Origin of the sequence: Hymenobacter sp. BT559 (assembly GCF_016427535.1) — a bacterium.
GTDB lineage: Bacteria > Bacteroidota > Bacteroidia > Cytophagales > Hymenobacteraceae > Hymenobacter.
Genome location: NZ_JAELXV010000007.1, coordinates 109,112 through 127,600, shown reverse-complemented (window position 1 = coordinate 127,600; position 18,489 = coordinate 109,112). Strand labels below are relative to the sequence as shown.

Sequence of the window (18,489 nt, the reverse complement as noted above, 5' to 3'; positions counted from 1 at the left end):
TCGTATGGATTTAACAGTAGCTCACAGCAAATTGGCACAAGCACATGGCGCATTGGTAGATGTATTTGCAAAGTACCCGCTACGTGGTGACACGGACGGTTGCCCCTGTTGCGTATCTGCGGCCGACCATGCCGAACTACAAAGTGGTAATCTGCGGCGCTATGCTTTTAAAGCAATGACTACCTGGGGTAATGAAACTGATTTCAAGCATTTTTTGCCTAAGCTCGTTGCGGCGCTGACCCCAGATTCGAGTTACTATCCTGGCACTATCCACGATGGAGCCTGTGACCTACAATGCTTTGCCAATAAGCTCGCTTACGCGCATTGGCACAACTGGCCTGCGCAGGAACAGCAGGTTGTGCTAGACTGCTTACGGGCATGGTGGCATGTGTGCTTAGCGCTGCTCCAGCAAGAGTTTGGGGAATTTATAGCTGGCCGTTCGGTAGATGGGTGGGGCAATTCCGTAGAGCCCGTTTATCAGGAGTTAGTGCAAAGTGGCTTATTACCTGAGGCGTGGCTGCAAAAAGCCTGGTGCGAAGTTGTGCAGCCGGCACCAAATCAGTCTTCGGCTAATTACGTACAATCACCAGCCTTTCTTATGCTGGTAGACTGGTTGTACTGTTTCTACTACCTAGGCAAAGCCACACCGCCAGAGGTCAATTTCGACTTAAAGATGCGGCAGTGTCTCGCAGAAGGCTTCTTTTACTATGATAACTTGTCTACCGGCCTAGCCCAACGAATTTCTAATCTCTTGTACTCCCTAGAGCACGCTATTCCGCTGCCCACTTTGGGCTTGGAGTAGTTTTGTGCGCTCACCATCTCTTCCACCGCCCCATGTACGGAACCCTTCAAGCCGACCTCCAGCAGACGCTGCAGGAAATAAAAGACGCCGGCCTTTACAAAAAGGAGCGCGTGATTACCTCGCCTCAGGGCGCCGAAATCCAGACCAACGAAGCGGGCGATGTCCTCAACTTCTGCGCTAATAACTACCTAGGGCTCAGCTCGCACCCCGAGGTGCTAAAAGCGGCCAAAGAAACCATCGACTCGCACGGCTACGGCATGAGCTCGGTGCGCTTTATTTGCGGCACCCAGGATATTCATAAGCAGCTCGAAGCCAAGCTGGCCGAGTTTCTAGGTACCGAGGATACCATTCTCTACGCCGCCGCCTTCGACGCCAACGGCGGGGTGTTCGAGCCGCTGTTTGACGAGCGCGATGCCATCATCAGCGACGCGCTCAACCACGCCAGCATCATCGATGGCGTGCGCCTGTGCAAAGCCAAGCGCTACCGCTACACCCACAACGACATGGCCGACCTAGAGAAGCAGCTCCAGGACGCCGTGAACGCCGGCATGCGCCACCGCATCATCGTCACCGACGGCTCGTTTTCGATGGACGGCACCATTGCGCAGCTCGACAAAATCTGCGACCTCGCCGACCAGTACGACGCCCTAGTGATGATAGATGAGTGCCACTCGATGGGCTTCTTGGGCAAAACCGGCCGCGGCACCCACGAGTACCGCAACGTGCTGGGCCGCGTCGACATCATCACCGGGACCCTAGGCAAGGCCCTAGGTGGCGCCATGGGCGGCTTCACGAGCGGGCGCAAGGAGATTATCGAAATTCTACGCCAGCGCTCGCGGCCCTATTTGTTTAGCAATACCCTGGCCCCGGCCATCGTGGGTGCCAGTCTGCGTGTACTGGAACTGCTGACTGAGAGTACCGCCCTGCGCGACCAGCTCGAAATCAACACCAAATACTTCCGCGAGCAGATGACGGCCGCTGGCTTCGACATCACGCCCGGCGAGCACCCCATTGTGCCCGTTATGCTCTACGATGCCAAGCTGGCCCAGGAGTTTGCCGCTAAGATGCTTGATGAGGGTATCTACGTAGTGGGTTTCTACTACCCCGTGGTGCCGCAGGGCAAGGCCCGCATCCGGGTGCAGCTCAGCGCCGCCCACACCCGCGAGCACCTCGACAAGGCCATTGCCGCCTTCAAGAAAGTAGGCCGCGAGCTAGGCACGCTCAAAGACAAGGCTGCGGAGGCCGAAGCGCCGAAAGGTCCACAAGTAGTGGAAAACACGCCCTAAGTACAAGCCAAGTATTGTTCCTCAGGCCAGTGCCTAGCTTCTGGCCTGAGGAAATAGAGTTTTATCAAAATAATTTGGATTTTCCTAACAAACCTTGCCTGCTACAAGTATCAGTGCTGCAGGGGTTGCTACAAAAGATACTAACGCCTAGCATCTATGAACCGTATCTTTTTAGTTGACGACCATGCCATTGTGCGCGACGGCATTCGGGCGCTGCTGGCGCAGGAGCCTGGCCTGGAAGTAGTAGGCGAAGCCAACAATGGCCAGGAGCTGCTCGACCAACTGCCCACTACGCCCGCCAATGTGGTGCTACTCGATATCAACATGCCCGTACTCGATGGCCTGGCTACCACCCAACGCCTACACGCCGAGTACCCCGATATTAAAATCCTGGTGCTGTCGATGCTCAACCACGAGCGCTACATTGGGCAGCTCTTCGGCGCCGGCGCGCACGGCTACATCCTCAAAAGCGCGGATAAAGGCGAAATTTTGATTGCCATTCAGACGGTAGCCAATGGCAAGCAGTTTTTGTGCAGCGACCTTGGCTTAGCCATGCTGCACAAGGTGCTGGCCAAAGAAGAGCCCAGCGAGCCCAGCGAAGCCACCGAATTTAAGAAGGCGGGCCAGCTAACGCGCCGCGAAACCGAAATTCTGCGCCTGTTAGCCGAAGGCCTGACAACCAGCGAAATGGCTGAAAAGCTATTTACTAGCAAGCGCACTATCGAAACGCACCGCCAGAACATACTGGAGAAAACCCAAACCAAAAACACCGCGGCGCTTATCAAACTGGCCATGACGCAGGGACTGCTCGATTAGCTCAAGAAATGAAGGCCTACTGAAGAATAGTACTATTTTTTGATAATATTTTAGGGCGTCTTATTGCTTGGCTGGCACAGCAGCTGAGCCGTTAGGCGCCCTAGGTGTGTTCGTGGCAGCTACGCGAGTTGTAAGCAGCAGCTAAGATAGGCCTAGGCGTATCTGCCAATTTATCAGGCGGCTATATCAGTTGTGTAAAATTGTATAACGTGCTCGCTAATGAGATGGGTATAGTACGTAAGTACAATTACCTATTTATAAATGAAGCGTAACTAACGCGTATAAATTAAGTATTAAAAGTAGTCGATATAGGACAGAAGCCGGGTACATTTGCATTGTATTCTCTCCTCACATCAGTAGCTATGGCTGATACTTTCTTGCTCCTCGTTTTTCCGATGAGGACGCTGACCATCCACCTAGGAGGCCATCGCGACTGCATGGGACTGAGCTTGCGGGGAGGATGCACCACGCCCGACGATGCGGCCCACCTGGCACAGGCCATCAACCAACTGCTGGTGCGGGCCGTGCCACAAGCCTGGATTGATTGCCGGGGGCTGCATTCGCTCAACGGGGTGGGCCAGGAAGCGCTGCTCCAGGCCGACAGCAAAGCACGCGCCAGCAGCACGCAGCTTTATTGGTGTGGGCTGCCCAGTAACTTGCTTAATGAGCTAAAGGATAGTGGAATGTGCACGGACATGGCACTGTGCCCCGCCACGGATTTTCGGGGGCCGCAGTTTTTGCTGGCCAGCGCCGCGGCCTAGGGCAGTGCGCTGGCGCGCCTACCTTCGCGGCCCCAACCCGTATGCCCGCCTATGCCGCGCCTCGTTCGCACCCCCGAAACCCAGCACCGCATCCACTTTCAGGACTGCGACATGCTGGGCCACCTCAACAACGCCCGCTACATCGATTACTTCCTCAATGCCCGCGAAGACCACGTGGCCGAGCACTACGCCCTGAACATGGGCGAGCTGGCGCGGGCCCAGCACGCGGCCTGGGTTATTACTAAGCACCACCTCAGCTACCTCAAGCCGGCGCGGCAGGGCGTCATGGTGCGCATTCTTTCCCAGCTCATTCACTTCGACAACTCCAACCTAGTGGTTGAGATGCAAATGCGCTCGGCCGATGGCCAGCGGCTTCTGGCGCTGCTGTGGTCGGAAATGGCCTTTGTGCAGCTGCCCGCCGGCACGCGCCTCGACCACGCCGATGCCCTGATGGACATGCTGGAGGAGGTCGACGTGCCCCACATCGACTACGACCCCGACGGCTTCGACGAGCGTGTGAAGGCCGTGCGCCAAGAGCTAAAGCAGCAGCGCCGCTCCGCGGGCCAGGAGTAATGGGTGCTGGGAATAGGTAGCGTAGTGGCTTGCTACTTAGAAGTGTCGCTCAGTAAGTTATTTACTCATCACCTCCGCCATAATGGCGTCGAAAACCAGCAGAAAGCCGCCTTGCAGCCAGATGGAACGGCCGTAGCCCAGCAGCCGCACCGGCGTGATGGGCTGCAGCGCGGGCCGGGCGGCGCGGGCCACCAGCCACCAGCCTATCAGCAGGTAGCCTAGGTCGAGTACGGCATTTACCTGAAACAACTGCACGACGTGCTGCTGGTCGAAGGCCGCGTCGAGGGCCGTGAAGCCGGTGGGCGGCGCGCCGGGGTGGGTGCGCAAAATGCCCACCGCGGCCAGCACCGCGTTGATGAAGCCCCAGCAGCAATTCATGAAGTGAAAGTGGTGGGGCATTTCGCGCCGGTCGGTGCGCGGCAGCTGGTAGCCGCTGAGGATGAGATTGGCCAGCGCCCACACACCCAGCAGGCCCAGGCCCCGGCCCAGCAGCAGCTCGCGGGCCTGGTAGGCGGCCAACCAGCCCGCTGCGGGGGCCACCGACGTCAGCAATACAGCGCTTATCATAAGCGCAAAGAAACTGCCCAAAGCCAGCTGCCCGGCTCTGCCATGCGCCTCGCTAGTGCAGCCAAAGCCAAAAAATAACCACCTAGGCGTGCACAAACCCCGCCGGCGCCGTACTTTCGCGGCCCCAACCACCCCACACTGGGGAATTAGCTCAGTTGGTTAGAGCGCTACCTTGACATGGTAGAGGTCGCCGGTTCGAATCCGGCATTGCCCACTATAGTGCCCTTTGGCTGCGTGCCGAAGGGCACTTTGCGTATGTAGCACCACCTAGGTCCACCTAGGTGGCCGGCGCACGGGCCGCCCGCCCCGCCGCAGATACCCCGTAGGCCGCGACCCAGGCCGGATACTGCCTGTACAGCAGCCCGCCGCCCAGCAGCAGCACCAAGAGGCCCGACCCAAGCGTGCTCCACCAAAAATAAGCCGGCGAGAAGAGGCGGTAGGTGCTTTCGACCACCAAAGCCGCGTATAAGCCCGTGAGGGAAGTACCCATGCCTACGTAGTGCCAGCGCAACCACGCCACGCCGGGCGGGCGGGCCACGGCGGCCCCCACTCCTAGCGCCAGGGCCCCCGCACTGCCCACCGCCCCCCAGTGCACAATGCCAAACCGCCCAAACAGAGTGTAGATGCGGAAGGCCGTAAGTAGCAAAACGCTCATGCTGCCCACGTAGGCCCAGCCCAGGCGGCGGTGCCTCGTTGTGGCCTTGGGGAGAAAAAGGGCTGCGGTGCCGGTGCCCAGCGCCACCAGCGCGGCCAGCAGGTGAAGCACGCTTACCGGCGAATGAAGCAAAGAGGGCATGCCTCCTGTACCGCCCCGCTTGGCAGCGGGTTGCTACCTAGGGCGCCCAGCTTGAATCAGAAAGCAAGGCTTTAAGAAGCAGAGCCTGAGTAGTGAGCAGCCCGGCTACCTCACCCGGTAGCCGGGCCTGCGCAAGAAGCTGTGCGCTGGTAGATAGGCAGCTACAAGCACAGAGTGTTAAGCCTTAAAAAGAGCCGCCAGCGAAGCCTAGGGCCTAAAAAAGCCCCCGCCTTCTGTCAAGAAGGCGGGGGCTTTTACTTCAAGAAAAAACCTGAGCTTACAGGCTTTTCTACATTTTAGTCTTCATCTTGCCCTTGCTCGATGACATCGAGCTTTTTTGCTTTTTGCTGCTCGTGGCCCGCTTGTCCTTCGGGCCCAGGGGCGTATTGTCGATAGCATCGGGGGCACCGGTAGCCGGAATATCGCGCGTAGTATTAGCGGCACTATTGGGGTTTAGCGCTGGTGCGGCGCTGCTCGGCGTAAGGGTGGTCGGGCTTTTTTGAGCGCCTTGCACGGGGGTAGTCTGGGCCAGGGCGGCGCTGGTGCTGCAGAGGGCAGCAGCTACGAGAAAATGCGTGAGTTTCATAGGAAGAGCGAAAAAACAAAAGAGACTTTTCTAAAGCTTGTACCCTAAAAGCTACCCTAGGGTTGTGGGTCCCCGGCCGCGCCAGAGCCGGTGGTATGTACTTGGCGCCGTGGTAGAATAGGAGGCGCTAGCTACACACAGCCCATCTGGCACTAACAAGCTGGGTGCCTATACATCAGCTATCACAACGGTAGCGATAGGCTAGCGCCGCCCTGCCTCAGTGGCAAAAGCGCTAGCCTTGGTTGCTCAGCCAAGCCTAAGGCCCAACTTTTTTATGGTTTGATAGCAACCTAGTAAGTTACTTTGGCACCCGGTGGCTACTTTATGTAGCTGCGTTTGTTGAAAGGGTAGCTTGGCCAATAACCCTGGAGAACGCTGGCCGTTTGCCTTTTCACCCCAGTTTTCCTTCTTTCATATGAATCCCTTAGTCGACATCCGCCGCCTGGACCAGAGCCTCTGGCTCGATTTTATTAGCCGTAAAGTGCTCACCAACGGTGAGTTGAAGCGCCGCATCGACGAAGATGCGCTGCGGGGCGTTACGTCTAACCCCGCCATTTTTGAGAAGGCCATCGGCGGCTCGGCCGACTACGACGACACCATCAAGGAGCAGGCCCGCCAGGGCAAGTCGGCCGAAGAAATCTATGTGGGCCTAGCCGTGGCCGACGTGCAAGCCGCCTGCGACCTGTTTCGCCCGCTCTACGACAGCCACGACAACTCTAGCGATGGCTACGTGAGCCTCGAAGTATCGCCCAAGCTCGCCCACGACACCGAGGGGACCGTGGCCGAAGGCCGCCAGCTGTGGCAAGACGTGAACCGCCCGAACGTGATGATAAAAGTGCCGGCCACCCAGGAGGGGCTGCCCGCCATTCGCACGCTTATTTCGGAAGGCATCAATGTTAACGTGACCCTGATTTTCGGCCTCGACCGCTACAAGGCCGTTGCCGAAGCCTTCATCGCGGGCCTCGAAGACCGCGCCAAGGCCGGCCAATCGCTCGAGGGTATCGACTCAGTAGCCAGCTTCTTCCTTTCGCGCATCGACGTGCTGCTTGACCCGCAGCTGGAGAAAATCGCGGCCGAAGGCGGCGAGAAAGGCCAACTGGCCGAGTCGCTGGTGGGCGAGGTGGCCCTGGCCAGCGCCAAGCAGGCCTACCAGCTCTACAAAGAGATTTTTGCCGGTGCGCGCTGGCAGGCCCTGGCCGACAAAGGTGCGAACACGCAGCGCCTACTGTGGGCTAGCACGGGCAACAAAAACCCGAAATACGACGACCTGAAATACGTCGAAAACCTCATCGGCCCGAAAACGGTGAACACCATTCCGGTCGAGACCATGGATATCTTCAAGGAAAAAGGCCAACCCGCCGACCGCCTCGAGCAGGGCCTCGACAAAGCTCGCCAAGTGCTGGCCGACCTGCCCAAGGTAGGCATCGACCTCGATGCCAGCACCCAGCAGCTCGAAACAGAGGGCGTGCAGAAGTTCATCGAGCCCTTCGGCAAGCTGATTGACTCAGTTGAGAAGAAGCGCGAGCAGGCCGCAGCAGGCACCGAAGCGCTGAAATAAGCTTTTTAGTAGCTACCTGCTACTCGAACGCCTGGGTTGCTGTGCTTGTCGCAGTGGCCCAGGCGTTTTTAGTTAGGCGCCCGCCTGGGCTAGCGTCAGCACGGCCTCCAGCACCTCGCGGGCGTTGCTGAGGCGGGGCACCTTGCGCTGGCCACCTAGGGGGCCCTGGCCGCGCAACCACGCCTCAAAAGTGCCGACGGGCACTAGGTGCACGCGGGGCGGCCCGAGGGCCAGGTCGCGGTGGCGCTTGGCGTCGTAGTCCGAGTTGAGCTGGCGCAGCGTATGGTCGAGCACCTCGGCAAAGCGCCCTAGGTCGGCGGGCGGTGGGCCGGTGCACTCAACTGCCCACTCGTGGCCGCCGCGCGAGGCCGCACCCGCTGCAAAGTAGATGGGCGCCGCCGTGAAGTCGCGCACCTGCACGCCGGTGGCCTGGGAGGCGGCCGTCACGGCAGCTTCGGCGTTTTCGATAACTACTTCTTCGCCAAAGGCATTGAGGAAGTGCTTGGTACGCCCCGTGATGCGCACCCGGTAGGGCCGCAGCGAGGTAAAGCGCACCGTGTCGCCCACCAGGTAGCGCCACAGCCCGGCGCTGGTGCTGATAACCAGCGCGTAGCTCGGGCCAATTTCGACGGCCTCCAGCGGTACGGGTTGTGGGTTGGGGCTATCGAACTCGGCCGCGGGCAAAAACTCGTAGTAGATGCCGTGGTCGAGCAGCAGCAGCAGGTCGGGCGTGCCGGGCTCGTCTTGCAAGGCGAAGTAGCCTTCCGAGGCATTATAGATTTCTAGGTAGCGCATGTGCGCGCTTGGGATGAGCTGCCGAAACAGCTCGCGATAGGGCCCAAAGGCCACGGCGCCGTGCAAAAATAGCCCTAGGTGGGGCCACACCTCGGCCACGTGCTGGGCCCCGGCCAGGGCTACCACGCGCCGCAGCAGCACCACCATCCAGGTAGGCACGCCAGCCAGCACGCGCACATCCTGGGTTAGCACGTGGCGGGCAATGCGCTCAATTTTTTCTTCCCACTCATCGAGCAGCGCCAGCGGCAGGGGAGGGGTGCGCAGGTACTCGGCCCAGCCCGGCAGGCTCTGCATGATGAGGGCCGATACGTCGCCGGCCCGCGCTGCCGGCCCAAAGGGGCTAGGGCCGTGGGTGCCACCTAGGCTCAGGGTTTTGCCTTGCAGGAGCCGCTGCGCGGGGTAGAGATGCGTGGAGAGGGCCAGCATGTCGCGCCCGGCGCGGTAGTGGTTGTGGTGCAGCGCCTCGGCAGTAAGCGGAATAAACTTGCTGCGGGCGTTGGTGGTGCCGCTGCTTTTGGCCTGCCACTGCGGGGCGGGGCCAGGCCACAGCACATTGGGCTGGCCCCGCAGTACTTTCTCTAGCTCGGGGTATAGCTGCTCGTAGGTGCTCACGGGCACGCGGGCGCCAAACTCCTGGGCGGGTAGCCCGGCCGCGTAGCCGTAGCGGCGGCCCCAGCTCGTGTCCTTGGCCCGGCCCAGCAGGTAGCGCAACATCGCCGCTTGCAACTCGTGCGGCTGCTGGCGCACCCGCGCCAGCCTAGGTAGGCTGCTGAGCTGGGTAGCAGCGGCAATAGCGAGGTCGAGCACCTTCTTTAATTGTTAAGGGTTAATTGGTAGTTGTTAATGCCGAATGGCGCCAGCTTGAATTAACCAGTTACATTAACAACTACCGATTAATTAAACACTTTGCGCTTGAACTCGAAGTTTTTGCCTAGGTACACGCGGCGCACGGTTTCGTCGGCGGCCAGCTCTTCGGCGGTGCCGGCCTTCAGCAGCTTGCCCTCGAAGAGCAAGTAGGCGCGGTCCACAATTTCGAGGGTCGAGTTTACGTCGTGGTCGGTAATGAGCACGCCGATGTTCTGGTTTTTGAGCTTGGCCACGATGCCCTGAATTTCTTCGGTAGCGATGGGGTCCACGCCCGCAAAGGGCTCGTCGAGCAGTACAAACTTGGGGTTTACGGCCAGGGCGCGGGCTATTTCGGTGCGGCGGCGCTCGCCACCGCTCAGCACCTTGCCTAGGTTTTTGCGCACGTGGCCCAGGCTAAACTCTTCGAGTAGCTCCTCTACTTTGTCATGCTGCGCTTTCTTGGGCAGGTTAGTCATTTCGAGCACCGACAAGATATTCTCCTCCACGCTTAGGTCGCGAAACACACTGGCTTCCTGAGCCAGGTAGCCCATGCCGCGGCGGGCCCGCTGGTAGATGGGCAATTGAGTAATATTCTCATCATCAATGAAAATATTGCCCGAGTTAGCTTTTACCATGCCCACCATCATGTAGAAGCAGGTGGTTTTGCCGGCGCCGTTGGGGCCCAGCAGCCCCACGATTTCGCCCTGCGACACGGTCAGCGACATGTCGTTGACGACCGTGCGGGCTTTGTATTGTTTGACGAGGTGCTCGGCGCGAAGAATCATAGACGGTAGCAAAAGTAAAGCCCCGGCGCGGCTGCGCGCCCGGTGCACTGACTAACAGGCAAGGCCGCTCGAAAATTGCGAGGGTCCTAGGTAGTAGTAAACGCAAAACCAAAGCCTCCGAGGTGGAGGCTTTGGTTTTGGGCGTTTGCGTGGGCTAGCTAGGTTACTCGCAAACCAGCTTAACGGTGTGGTGCGTGCTATTTTGGGTGAGGCGCAGCGTATAGATGCCGCGGGGCCAATAGGCTGCCTCGGGCAACGCAAGGCTGTTGGTGCCGGCGTCTAGCATTACCTGGCGCGTCAGTAGTTGCTGGCCCAGCACGGTGGCAACGCTGATGGTAGCTGCCCCGGCCAGCGGGGTCGAAACGGCCAGCTGCACGCTGGCGCCGTGCGTGGGCACGGGGTAGGCCTGCAGCGTGAGGCCCGCCACGGGCAGCGCTACCGTGCGCACGGCCGAGTAGGTTGCTGCGCCCCCTAGGTCTACCTGCCGCAGGCGGTAGTACACCACGGCGGCACCGTAGCGAGTTAGCTCAGCGTCGGCGAACTGATAGGACTGGCTTAACTGAGTGGTGCCGTGGCTGGCTACGCGCCCTAGCTCGGCAAACGTAACCCCGTCGAGACTACGCTCGATGGCGAAGTAATCGCTGTTTTTTTCGGAGGCAGTGGCCCAGGCCAGCAGCGCAGCCGTGCCAGTGCGCCGGGCTTCAAAGCTTACCAGCACCACAGGCAGCGGCGCAGCTACCGGAATGGTGAAGGTAGCCGCCGAGGCACTCGTGGCATCCTGGTTGTCGGTGGCAGTGTATGTGAAGTTATATGTGCCCTGGGTGCTGGGCTTGTAGCTCAGTAGGTTGGCTTCGTTGGCGAGCACTACGGTGCCCACGGTGGCTACGGCCCCGTTGAAGTACAGCGTGCCGGTGCTAGGCAGGCTCTTGATAGTAAAGCCTGCAATAGTAGCGTCGCCGTTGGGGTCGGTGCCGGCCAGCGCCGACAGCGAGGTAGTGCCGGCATCAGCGGGCATGGTAGTATTAGTAACGTTGGTGGCCGAAGGGGCCTGGTTGCCGCTTACCGTACCCGTGCCCACCGGAATGGTGTAGGTGGCCGCCGCACTCACGCCCCCGTCGTTGTCGGTGGCCGAGTAGTTGAATACCGCCTGGCCATTGTAGCCGCTAGCCGGGGCAAAAAGTAGCTTGCCAGCATTAGCATACAGAATAATATCGCCAGCTTTCACCGCCACATTGCTGGTGCCGTTGTTGAAGTAGAGGATGCCCGATGCCGACGCGGGCAGCGAGGCGATAGTGAACGACGTGACAGTGCCATCCGAGTCAGTGCCGCGCAGCGGGTTAATGGCCGTTTGCCCGTTGGTATTAGGGATAGTGCCGTTCGCAATGTTGTTGGCTGTGGGCGGGGCGTTCACCGGGATGGTAACGGTGGCGTTGCCATCGCTGGTTTTGCTGTTCGAGTCGGTGGCCGTGTAGCCCACAATCGCATTGCCCGAATAGCCCGCCGCGGGGTCAAACGACAGGTTGGCGCGGTTGGCGTACGGAATGCTCAGGCCCACCGCCACCGGCTTGATAACCGGGCTGGCTGCGGTGCCGCTGTTGTAGTAAAGCGTACCGGTGGCGGCATCGGGCAGCGCGGTGATAGTGAACGAAGTGATAGTGGCGCCCGAAGTGGGCGTGGTGGCCGTGAGCGATACGCCTAGGTCGGTGCGCGCCGCTGTGTTCTGAAATACCGCCGTGGTCAGGTCCGTGGCCAGGGGCGGCTGCGTAGCCGTCACCGTTAGCAGGTTAGAAGCCTCCGACGTGCCTTTGCCGCTCAGCCAGGCCGTTGCGGCCAGTTGGTTGCCCCCGGTCAGGTTAGTCACGGTGAGCGTGCCGCTGAAGTTGCCCGAGGCGTTTGCTGTGAGGGTGCCTAGGTAGCGTCCTAGCTCGCCGTGGGGCACGCTTGCGGCAGTGCTGGCTACCACGGGGCCGTTGTTGTTGCCGTCGTTGGCTGCTTCAAAAATCTCAACTGTGGCATTGGCAAACGTGGTTTGGCCCGCCGCCGTGCCCACGTAGCCTGCTACCGTGAGGGTATTGCCGCTGAGCGTGGCCGTAGTGAAGATGGGATAGTCGATGCCCGAGTTGGGTGAGTTGGCCGTCACCGCCGCGTAGCTGCCGGTGGCCGTGGTGGCATTGTTACGGTTGGGCGTCACGCCGTCGCCGTTGCCATACATGTCGGCGGTAGCAGTGGCAGTGCCTGGATAGGCGCCGCTGTTATCAATCAGGTCGATGCTGAGCGAGCCGTTGTTATAAATCTGGTTTTGCGTAATCTGCACACCCCGCTGGTAAAAGCCCACCACGATGCCCGAGGCCTCCGAATCCTGAATGATGTTCTTGGAAATGATATCGCCGCCGTTGCCCGTCAGGGTGTTGTTGCGGTGCAGGTAGCAGATGGCCGAGCCTTCTAGCGAGCTGCTGGTGCTGTTGCCACCTAGGCCGCACGAAAGCAGTGAATTATTATCGATAGTTGTGGCATTGGTAGAGCCCACTTCCAGCTGCACGCCGCTCGAGTTGGGCGACGTGATAAGGTTGCCGCGCACCGTTACGGGGCCCACTGGCAGGCCCGCCGAGCCCCCTAGGGTAATGGCGTCGCCCCCGGCCACGTTGTAGCCGTTCTGGTTGAACTGGCAGCCCGAGATAGTAACGGCGGCCGTTGCCGAGTTATTAATAACGAATATACCCGAGTTGCCGGTGAAGCCAATCAGCGAATTGCTAATAGTGCCGCTGCCAGCCCCACCACCCACGCTGATGCCGTAAAGCGCACACTGCGTGCCATCGCTAGGGTAGCTATACGAGAGGGCCGTGCTACCAATGAGGCATTGCGTGATGAGAAAGCCATTGGCGTTCGTATCGAGGCGAATGCCTGCCCCCACGCTACGGTCGGTACCGCCGCCCAGGCCACTGCCCGTGCCCGTTGTGCCAATATCGCCGGCCCCATGAATGGCTAAGCCCTTCACCGTAGCGCCCGTGGCCTGAATAGTAAGCACGGCTGTGTTGGTAGCGTTAGCTGTCAGGCTTAGCTCTACCTCGGGGCGGGGCAGAGCCGATACACTCAGGCCATCTACCCCCACCGTGGTAGTGGTACCTAGGGTGCCAGTATTAGTGTCGCCGGCGCTGCTCGTCTGCGTGGTGCCATCGATAGTTACGCCGGCTACCGTAATAGCAGGCAGCGGTGAGGCCAGCGTAATGAGGGCCCGCTTGCTCCCAAACGGCCCCACCAGCGAGGTGCTGGGGATGTTAAACGCAATGGTGTGCGGCCCTGCCCCGGCGGCATTAGCATTCAAAATTGCCTGTCGTAAGGAGCCGGTGCCCGAGTCGCTGGTATTGGTAACAGTGAAAGTAGCTGCTTGGCTAGCGTGTGCTGCTAGTAACCAGCCACCTACGGCAAATAATGTATTCTTTAACCTCATACTTGAGCTGACAACTTCGATTAATATAAAAAATAAACTTGCCGCAAATATTATTTTTTCTGTTTTAAAGCTGGACTATATTTTATCTGAAATGGCGCTAAATTCCTTTGAGTGGAATGTTTTTAGCAGTGAATAGGCATTTTTGACTGGATTATGATGATTGCATTTTTTTGGCCTATACTATTCTCTGCCGACTCACTAGCTTTGGCCGTACTTCGTGAGCGTCTATTAATATTTACATACTGTGATGCGGAGGTTCTGGGGGCGCTATCTACTTGTCCTACTGTTTGTGGGCGCGGGACTACTACACTTTCTGTACCCCGCACCCTACTTGCGCATCATGCCGCCGGCGCTGCCCGCGCCCCGGCTGCTGGTGCTGCTGAGCGGGGTGGCCGAAGTGGCGGGTGGCCTAGGGCTGCTGTGGCCCGCTACCCGGCGCTGGGCGGCGTGGGGCCTGCTGGCGCTGCTAGTAGCCGTGTTTCCGGCCAATGTGCACATGCTCCAACTGCACGAGCAGCTACACTTGCCTGCTTGGGCGCTGTGGGCCCGCCTGCCGCTGCAGCCGCTGCTCATGTGGTGGGTGTGGCGTGCGCGTCGCTAAGCAGCGAATAATAAGGCTTGTGCAATTGTCGGGATGCTGGCATCAGCAGGGTAAGGCTTTCACTTCTTTCCCGCTTTTGCTATGCAAAAACCATTGCTCACCCTGCCCGTGCTACTCGGGCTGCTAGCCGCTGGCCCGGCGGCGTTTGCCCAGGCCACGCCTGCCTCGCACCACCTAGGCGCACCCGCTGCCCGCACCCGCACCATTAGTGGGCAGGTGCGCGATGCCTATGGGCAGCCACTGCCCGGCGTGACCGTGCTGCTCAAGGGCACCAGCCTAGGTGCTGCTACCGATGTGGCCGGCCGTTATACGCTAACGGGCATGCCCGCCAAGGGCGGCGTGCTAGTATTCAGCTTTGTGGGCTACGTCACGCGTGAGCTCGCCCTACCGGCCCGGGGCACGGTCATGAACGTGGTGCTTGCGCCTAATGAGAAGTCTCTTAACGAAGTAGTAATAACTGGCTACAGCGTGCAGCAGCGCACCCAGGTCATGGGTAGCGTCAGCGCCGTGAGCGCTGCCCCCTTGCAAGGCCGGGTGGCGGGCGTGGCTATTACTCAAGGAGACCGCGCCGGGCGCCGGGTCAAAAACGCGACGCCTCAGATTTTGGCCGCTCCTGGCCTCTCAGGTGCCGGCTACGTAGCGTCGCCTACTCTAGGGTACCCCGCCCGGCCCGAGGCGGGCGCCGGCGATACCTACGCCAAGGTGGAGGAAAATACCTTTCGGCCGGTAAGCAAGGAGCCGCTGAGCACCTTTTCGCTCGATGTCGATAATGCCAGCTATACCAACGTGCGGCGCTTTCTCAACGAAGGCCAGCTGCCACCGCGCGATGCCGTGCGGGTAGAAGAAATGCTCAATTACTTTCAGTACCAGCTGCCCGCGCCGCCCGCTGCCAGCCCCGACCCCGTGCGCATCAGCGCCGAGCTGAGCGAGTGCCCCTGGGCGCCCGGCCACCAACTGGCCCGCATCGGTGTTCAGGCTAAGCGGATAGAAACCGCCAGTCTGCCGCCCGCCAACCTCGTGTTTCTGGTCGATGTGTCGGGCTCGATGATGGGTGGCGACCGCCTAGGTCTGGTGCAGGCCGGCCTGCGGCTGCTCGTGAAGCAGCTGCGCCCCCAAGACCACGTGGCGCTGGTAGCCTACGCCGGGGCGGCCGGTCTAGTGCTACCACCCACAGCCGGCGCCCAGCAAAGCACGATACTGGAAGCCATCGACCGGCTCGTGGCGGGTGGCTCCACGGCGGGCGGCGCGGGCCTGCGCCTAGCCTACTCGGTGGCGCAGCAAAACTTTCTGAAAGCCGGCAACAACCGCGTAATTCTGGCTACCGATGGCGACTTCAACGTGGGCGAAAGCTCGGATGAGGCTATGGAGCAGCTGATAGTACAGCAGCGCGAAACGGGCGTGTTTCTGACCGTGCTGGGCGTGGGCCGCGGCAACCTGCGCGACAGCCGCATGGAGCTGCTGGCTGATAAAGGCAACGGCAACTACGCCTACCTCGACAATCTCGATGAGGCCCGCCGCACGCTGGTAGCACAGTTTGGCGGCACGCTCTTCACGGTGGCCAAAGACGTGAAGCTGCAAGTCGAGTTTAACCCTGCCCGCGTGGCCAATTACCGCCTCCTAGGGTACGAAAACCGCCTGCTGGCCAACGAAGACTTCAACAACGACCGCAAAGATGCCGCCGAGCTGGGTGCGGGCCACACCGTCACGGCTCTCTACGAGCTGGTGCCAACTAATGCCAGCGAGCCACTGGTCGACAAGCTGAAATACCAAGCCAATGCGCAGCACCTGCCCGGTAGTGCGGCTGGCGAAGTCCTGACCGTGAAGCTGCGCTACAAAGAGCCGCAGGGCAGGGCGAGCAAGCTGCTGGCTCAGCCCCTGGCCGGTGCGGCAGTGCCCATCGCGCAGGCGTCGGCCGACCAGCAGTTTGCCGCTGCCGTAGCCGAGTTTGGCCTGTTGCTGCGCCAGAGCGAGCAGCGCGGCACGGCCACCTACACCACCGCCGCGCAGCTCGCCCAGGCTGGCCGCGGCTCCGATACCGAGGGCTACCGCGCCGAGCTGCTGCGCTTGCTAAAGTTGGCCGAAGGCCTAACGCCCGTCAAAACCGTGGGCGTGCGCTAGGGGTTTGTTGCGCGGACTTTGTGGTCTGCGTCCGTCTAGCAGCACGCTACCGGACGCGGACTACAAAGTCGCCCTACATTCGCCGCCTATGTCGCAACCTTCTCTACAGCGCCGCCTAGGGCTGGTGCAAGCCACCGCCCTCAACATGATTGACATGGTGGGCATTGGCCCCTTCGTAACCCTGCCGCTCGTGATGGGTTTCATGGGGCCCAACTTTTTGCTGGCCTGGCTGGTAGGGGCGGCGCTGGCCGCCATCGATGGCCTTATCTGGAGCGAGCTGGGCGCGGCCTACCCCGAGGCGGGCGGCTCGTACCGCTTCCTAAAGCTGGCCTACGGCGAGCAAAGCTGGGGGCGCTACATGTCGTTTCTCTACGTGTGGCAAACGCTCATTCAGTCGCCGCTGGTGCTGGCCTCGGGGGCCATTGGCTTCGCGCAGTACTTCGGCTACCTGGTGCCGCTCACCGAGTGGTGGCAGCCCAAGGTGGTGGCCGGCGCGGTGGTACTGCTGCTCATTGTGTTGCTCTACCGCCGCATCGAGGACATCGGCAAGCTCGGCGTAGCGCTGTGGGTGGGCGTGCTAGGCCTTATGGGCTGGCTGATAGTGGGCGGCGTCACGCACCCGCACCACCCGGTGGCCCTGTTTCCGGCGGGCGGCATTGGGGCGCTGCCGGGCCTGTTGCTATCAGCGGCCATGGGCCAATCGGCCGTGAAGGCCATTTATTCCTACCTAGGCTACTACAATGTATGCCATCTAGGGGCCGAAATCGTGAACCCGCAGCGGGTTATTCCGCGCAGCATCTTCTTGAGTATCCTAGGTATTGCGGCGCTGTACCTGCTACTCAACTGGAGCGTGGGCACCGTTATTCCGTGGCAGGAGGTGCAGGCCTGGCAAGCTGGCGCCGGCGACAAGTCACAGTTTATTGTGAGCGTGTTTGTGGAGCGGCTCTACGGGCCGGCTGCCGCTACGGCGGCCACGGGGCTGGTGCTGCTGGTGGCATTTGCCTCGCTGTTTGCAGTACTGCTGGGCTACTCGCGCATTCCCTACGCCGCGGCGGCCGATGGCGAGTTTCTCCCCGTATTTGGCAAACTGCACCCTACCAAGCAGTTCCCTTACGTGTCGCTGCTGCTGCTGGGCGGCGTGGGCTTCGTGTTCAGCCTGTTGTTCCGCCTAGGCGAGGTTATTTCGGCTATTCTGGCCATGCGCATTCTGGTGCAGTTTGTGGGCCAAGCGGTGGGGCTGGTGCTGCTGCGTCGCCGGCGCGGCACCGCCAGTCTGCCTTTCAAAATGCCCCTCTTTCCGCTGCCGGTTATCGTGGCCATAGCCGTGTGGCTGGCCGTGTTCTGGAGCATCGCGCCGGTAGAGGTAACCTGGGGCGGGCTGCATTTCAAGTTGTATTTTCAGGTGGCGGCCATTGGCATGATGGCGCTGGGTACGGTCGCCTTTTTGCTCTGGAGCCGCCGCCAAGCCAAGTGGCCGTTTACAGGGGCTAAGACGAACTAGGTGGTTTCCTCCTCCATCTCATCCCAATATCCCCAAGACCTGATGTCCGTTGGCTCGTCGAAGTCACTCCAAAATGCTATGTGCTTTGGCTTGGTTGGTGCCTGACCAATTAAAGGGTAGTGTAAGTTGAATTCGTGCACCAAATAGGAAAACAGGTCGTACCCGTAATAAACAATGTCGGTGCCATAAACCGAGAATACCGGGTTGCCTGACTCACACGGCAGTGCGGGTAGGTAACGGTGACTGTAGATAGGAATAAGTTGTGGGCAGCTAGCCAGCTGCTGCCGCGCCACGGCTTCCTGCTGCCACTTATCGGCTGGCCGGGTGCCCCACTGCGGCAGCCAGAAAGAGTTTTGTGTTACATCAAACACAATCCCGTCTACCGGCCACTGCAGGCGCTCGGTTATTTTATGAGCAATATCCGAATTGCGCAGCCCCCAGCGCCAGGGTACAAACCCATCACTCACGGGCAATGCCGCTTGCAAAAGCGCCCGTAGGTCGGCAGGAAAACGGAAGCCAAAAGTTTGCTCTAATTGTTGCACTTCGTCTGTCGTCAGCCCCGCGTCAAAGCTCACACCATCTGCCTTTAAGTGGCGTAGCACATAGTCTAGCTGGTCTAGATTCATAAACCAAATCTAGACCAGTTAACT

The 18,489-nt window shown here is 60.2% G+C and carries 16 protein-coding genes and 1 tRNA gene; 10 read left to right on the top strand and 7 right to left on the bottom strand.

The window, feature by feature from the left end:
• Positions 1-4: 4 nt before the first annotated feature.
• The 5 genes from JAO77_RS20455 to JAO77_RS20435 all read left to right on the top strand — a co-directional run bounded on the left by JAO77_RS20455 (position 5) and on the right by JAO77_RS20435 (position 4,238).
• Entirely contained in the window at positions 5-802 is a 798-nt protein-coding gene (locus tag JAO77_RS20455) for a hypothetical protein (RefSeq protein WP_198992296.1), read from the top strand.
• A 32-nt stretch (positions 803-834) separates the two neighbouring features.
• On the top strand, positions 835-2,088 hold the full coding sequence (gene kbl, locus JAO77_RS20450) for a glycine C-acetyltransferase (RefSeq protein ID WP_198992295.1): 1,254 nt from the start codon (positions 835-837) through the stop codon (positions 2,086-2,088).
• Positions 2,089-2,244: 156 nt separating this feature from the next.
• Positions 2,245-2,904: a response regulator gene (locus JAO77_RS20445; RefSeq protein ID WP_198992294.1), complete on the top strand. Its 660-nt coding sequence runs from the start codon at positions 2,245-2,247 to the stop codon at positions 2,902-2,904.
• Between the two features lie 362 nt (positions 2,905-3,266).
• A complete protein-coding gene (locus tag JAO77_RS20440; RefSeq protein ID WP_198992293.1) occupies positions 3,267-3,665 on the top strand; it encodes an STAS domain-containing protein in 399 nt (132 codons plus the stop codon).
• A 51-nt stretch (positions 3,666-3,716) separates the two neighbouring features.
• Positions 3,717-4,238 carry an acyl-CoA thioesterase gene (locus tag JAO77_RS20435; RefSeq protein ID WP_198992292.1) on the top strand — a complete coding sequence of 174 codons (522 nt, stop codon included), beginning with the start codon at positions 3,717-3,719 and terminating at the stop codon, positions 4,236-4,238.
• Positions 4,239-4,295: 57 nt separating this feature from the next.
• Here JAO77_RS20435 and JAO77_RS20430 read toward each other — a convergent pair whose 3' ends face one another.
• Complete coding sequence (locus tag JAO77_RS20430) at positions 4,296-4,805, bottom strand: DUF6992 family protein (protein WP_198992291.1); 510 nt, start codon at positions 4,803-4,805, stop codon at positions 4,296-4,298.
• Between the two features lie 140 nt (positions 4,806-4,945).
• Between JAO77_RS20430 and JAO77_RS20425 the strand changes: the two genes are divergently transcribed.
• Positions 4,946-5,019: transfer RNA gene (locus JAO77_RS20425), tRNA-Val, on the top strand.
• 63 nt (positions 5,020-5,082) lie between these two features.
• On the opposite strand, the gene JAO77_RS20420 is transcribed toward JAO77_RS20425, so the two are convergent.
• Complete coding sequence (locus JAO77_RS20420) at positions 5,083-5,601, bottom strand: DUF2306 domain-containing protein (RefSeq protein ID WP_198992290.1); 519 nt, start codon at positions 5,599-5,601, stop codon at positions 5,083-5,085.
• A 289-nt stretch (positions 5,602-5,890) separates the two neighbouring features.
• A complete protein-coding gene (locus JAO77_RS20415; RefSeq protein WP_198992289.1) occupies positions 5,891-6,187 on the bottom strand; it encodes a hypothetical protein in 297 nt (98 codons plus the stop codon).
• Positions 6,188-6,602: 415 nt separating this feature from the next.
• Between JAO77_RS20415 and tal the strand changes: the two genes are divergently transcribed.
• Positions 6,603-7,745 (top strand): transaldolase, encoded by a 1,143-nt coding sequence (gene tal / locus JAO77_RS20410; protein WP_198992288.1) that lies wholly within the window; start codon positions 6,603-6,605, stop codon positions 7,743-7,745.
• Between the two features lie 72 nt (positions 7,746-7,817).
• Here tal and JAO77_RS20405 read toward each other — a convergent pair whose 3' ends face one another.
• From JAO77_RS20405 to JAO77_RS20395, 3 genes are all read right to left on the bottom strand, one after another.
• Positions 7,818-9,347, bottom strand: a complete 1,530-nt coding sequence (locus JAO77_RS20405) for a GH3 auxin-responsive promoter family protein (protein ID WP_370550306.1) — start codon at positions 9,345-9,347, stop codon at positions 7,818-7,820.
• 86 nt (positions 9,348-9,433) lie between these two features.
• Positions 9,434-10,171, bottom strand: a complete 738-nt coding sequence (lptB, locus tag JAO77_RS20400) for an LPS export ABC transporter ATP-binding protein (RefSeq protein ID WP_198992287.1) — start codon at positions 10,169-10,171, stop codon at positions 9,434-9,436.
• 163 nt (positions 10,172-10,334) lie between these two features.
• Positions 10,335-13,619, bottom strand: coding sequence for an Ig-like domain-containing protein (locus JAO77_RS20395; RefSeq protein ID WP_198992286.1), 3,285 nt, complete (start codon positions 13,617-13,619; stop codon positions 10,335-10,337).
• A gap of 247 nt (positions 13,620-13,866) precedes the next feature.
• Between JAO77_RS20395 and JAO77_RS20390 the strand changes: the two genes are divergently transcribed.
• From JAO77_RS20390 to JAO77_RS20380, 3 genes are all read left to right on the top strand, one after another.
• A complete protein-coding gene (locus tag JAO77_RS20390) occupies positions 13,867-14,220 on the top strand; it encodes a DoxX family protein (RefSeq protein ID WP_198992285.1) in 354 nt (117 codons plus the stop codon).
• A gap of 81 nt (positions 14,221-14,301) precedes the next feature.
• Positions 14,302-16,338 (top strand): vWA domain-containing protein, encoded by a 2,037-nt coding sequence (locus tag JAO77_RS20385; RefSeq protein WP_198992284.1) that lies wholly within the window; start codon positions 14,302-14,304, stop codon positions 16,336-16,338.
• Between the two features lie 88 nt (positions 16,339-16,426).
• A complete protein-coding gene (locus tag JAO77_RS20380; RefSeq protein ID WP_198992283.1) occupies positions 16,427-17,839 on the top strand; it encodes an APC family permease in 1,413 nt (470 codons plus the stop codon).
• Here the strand turns inward: JAO77_RS20380 and JAO77_RS20375 are convergent.
• On the bottom strand, positions 17,836-18,465 hold the full coding sequence (locus JAO77_RS20375) for an SMI1/KNR4 family protein (protein ID WP_198992282.1): 630 nt from the start codon (positions 18,463-18,465) through the stop codon (positions 17,836-17,838). The genes JAO77_RS20380 and JAO77_RS20375 overlap by 4 nt on opposite strands.
• Positions 18,466-18,489: the final 24 nt, after the last annotated feature.

Excerpts from the sequence above, each read along its gene's own strand:
- JAO77_RS20455 (WP_198992296.1), top strand. The coding sequence starts at position 5 with ATGGATTTAACAGTAGCTCACAGCAAATTGGCACAAGCACATGGCGCA.
- kbl (WP_198992295.1), top strand. The coding sequence starts at position 835 with ATGTACGGAACCCTTCAAGCCGACCTCCAGCAGACGCTGCAGGAAATA.
- JAO77_RS20445 (WP_198992294.1), top strand. The coding sequence starts at position 2,245 with ATGAACCGTATCTTTTTAGTTGACGACCATGCCATTGTGCGCGACGGC.
- JAO77_RS20440 (WP_198992293.1), top strand. The coding sequence starts at position 3,267 with ATGGCTGATACTTTCTTGCTCCTCGTTTTTCCGATGAGGACGCTGACC.
- JAO77_RS20435 (WP_198992292.1), top strand. The coding sequence starts at position 3,717 with ATGCCGCGCCTCGTTCGCACCCCCGAAACCCAGCACCGCATCCACTTT.
- JAO77_RS20430 (WP_198992291.1), bottom strand. The coding sequence starts at position 4,805 with ATGATAAGCGCTGTATTGCTGACGTCGGTGGCCCCCGCAGCGGGCTGG.
- JAO77_RS20420 (WP_198992290.1), bottom strand. The coding sequence starts at position 5,601 with ATGCCCTCTTTGCTTCATTCGCCGGTAAGCGTGCTTCACCTGCTGGCC.
- JAO77_RS20415 (WP_198992289.1), bottom strand. The coding sequence starts at position 6,187 with ATGAAACTCACGCATTTTCTCGTAGCTGCTGCCCTCTGCAGCACCAGC.
- tal (WP_198992288.1), top strand. The coding sequence starts at position 6,603 with ATGAATCCCTTAGTCGACATCCGCCGCCTGGACCAGAGCCTCTGGCTC.
- lptB (WP_198992287.1), bottom strand. The coding sequence starts at position 10,171 with ATGATTCTTCGCGCCGAGCACCTCGTCAAACAATACAAAGCCCGCACG.
- JAO77_RS20395 (WP_198992286.1), bottom strand. The coding sequence starts at position 13,619 with ATGAGGTTAAAGAATACATTATTTGCCGTAGGTGGCTGGTTACTAGCA.
- JAO77_RS20390 (WP_198992285.1), top strand. The coding sequence starts at position 13,867 with ATGCGGAGGTTCTGGGGGCGCTATCTACTTGTCCTACTGTTTGTGGGC.
- JAO77_RS20385 (WP_198992284.1), top strand. The coding sequence starts at position 14,302 with ATGCAAAAACCATTGCTCACCCTGCCCGTGCTACTCGGGCTGCTAGCC.
- JAO77_RS20380 (WP_198992283.1), top strand. The coding sequence starts at position 16,427 with ATGTCGCAACCTTCTCTACAGCGCCGCCTAGGGCTGGTGCAAGCCACC.
- JAO77_RS20375 (WP_198992282.1), bottom strand. The coding sequence starts at position 18,465 with ATGAATCTAGACCAGCTAGACTATGTGCTACGCCACTTAAAGGCAGAT.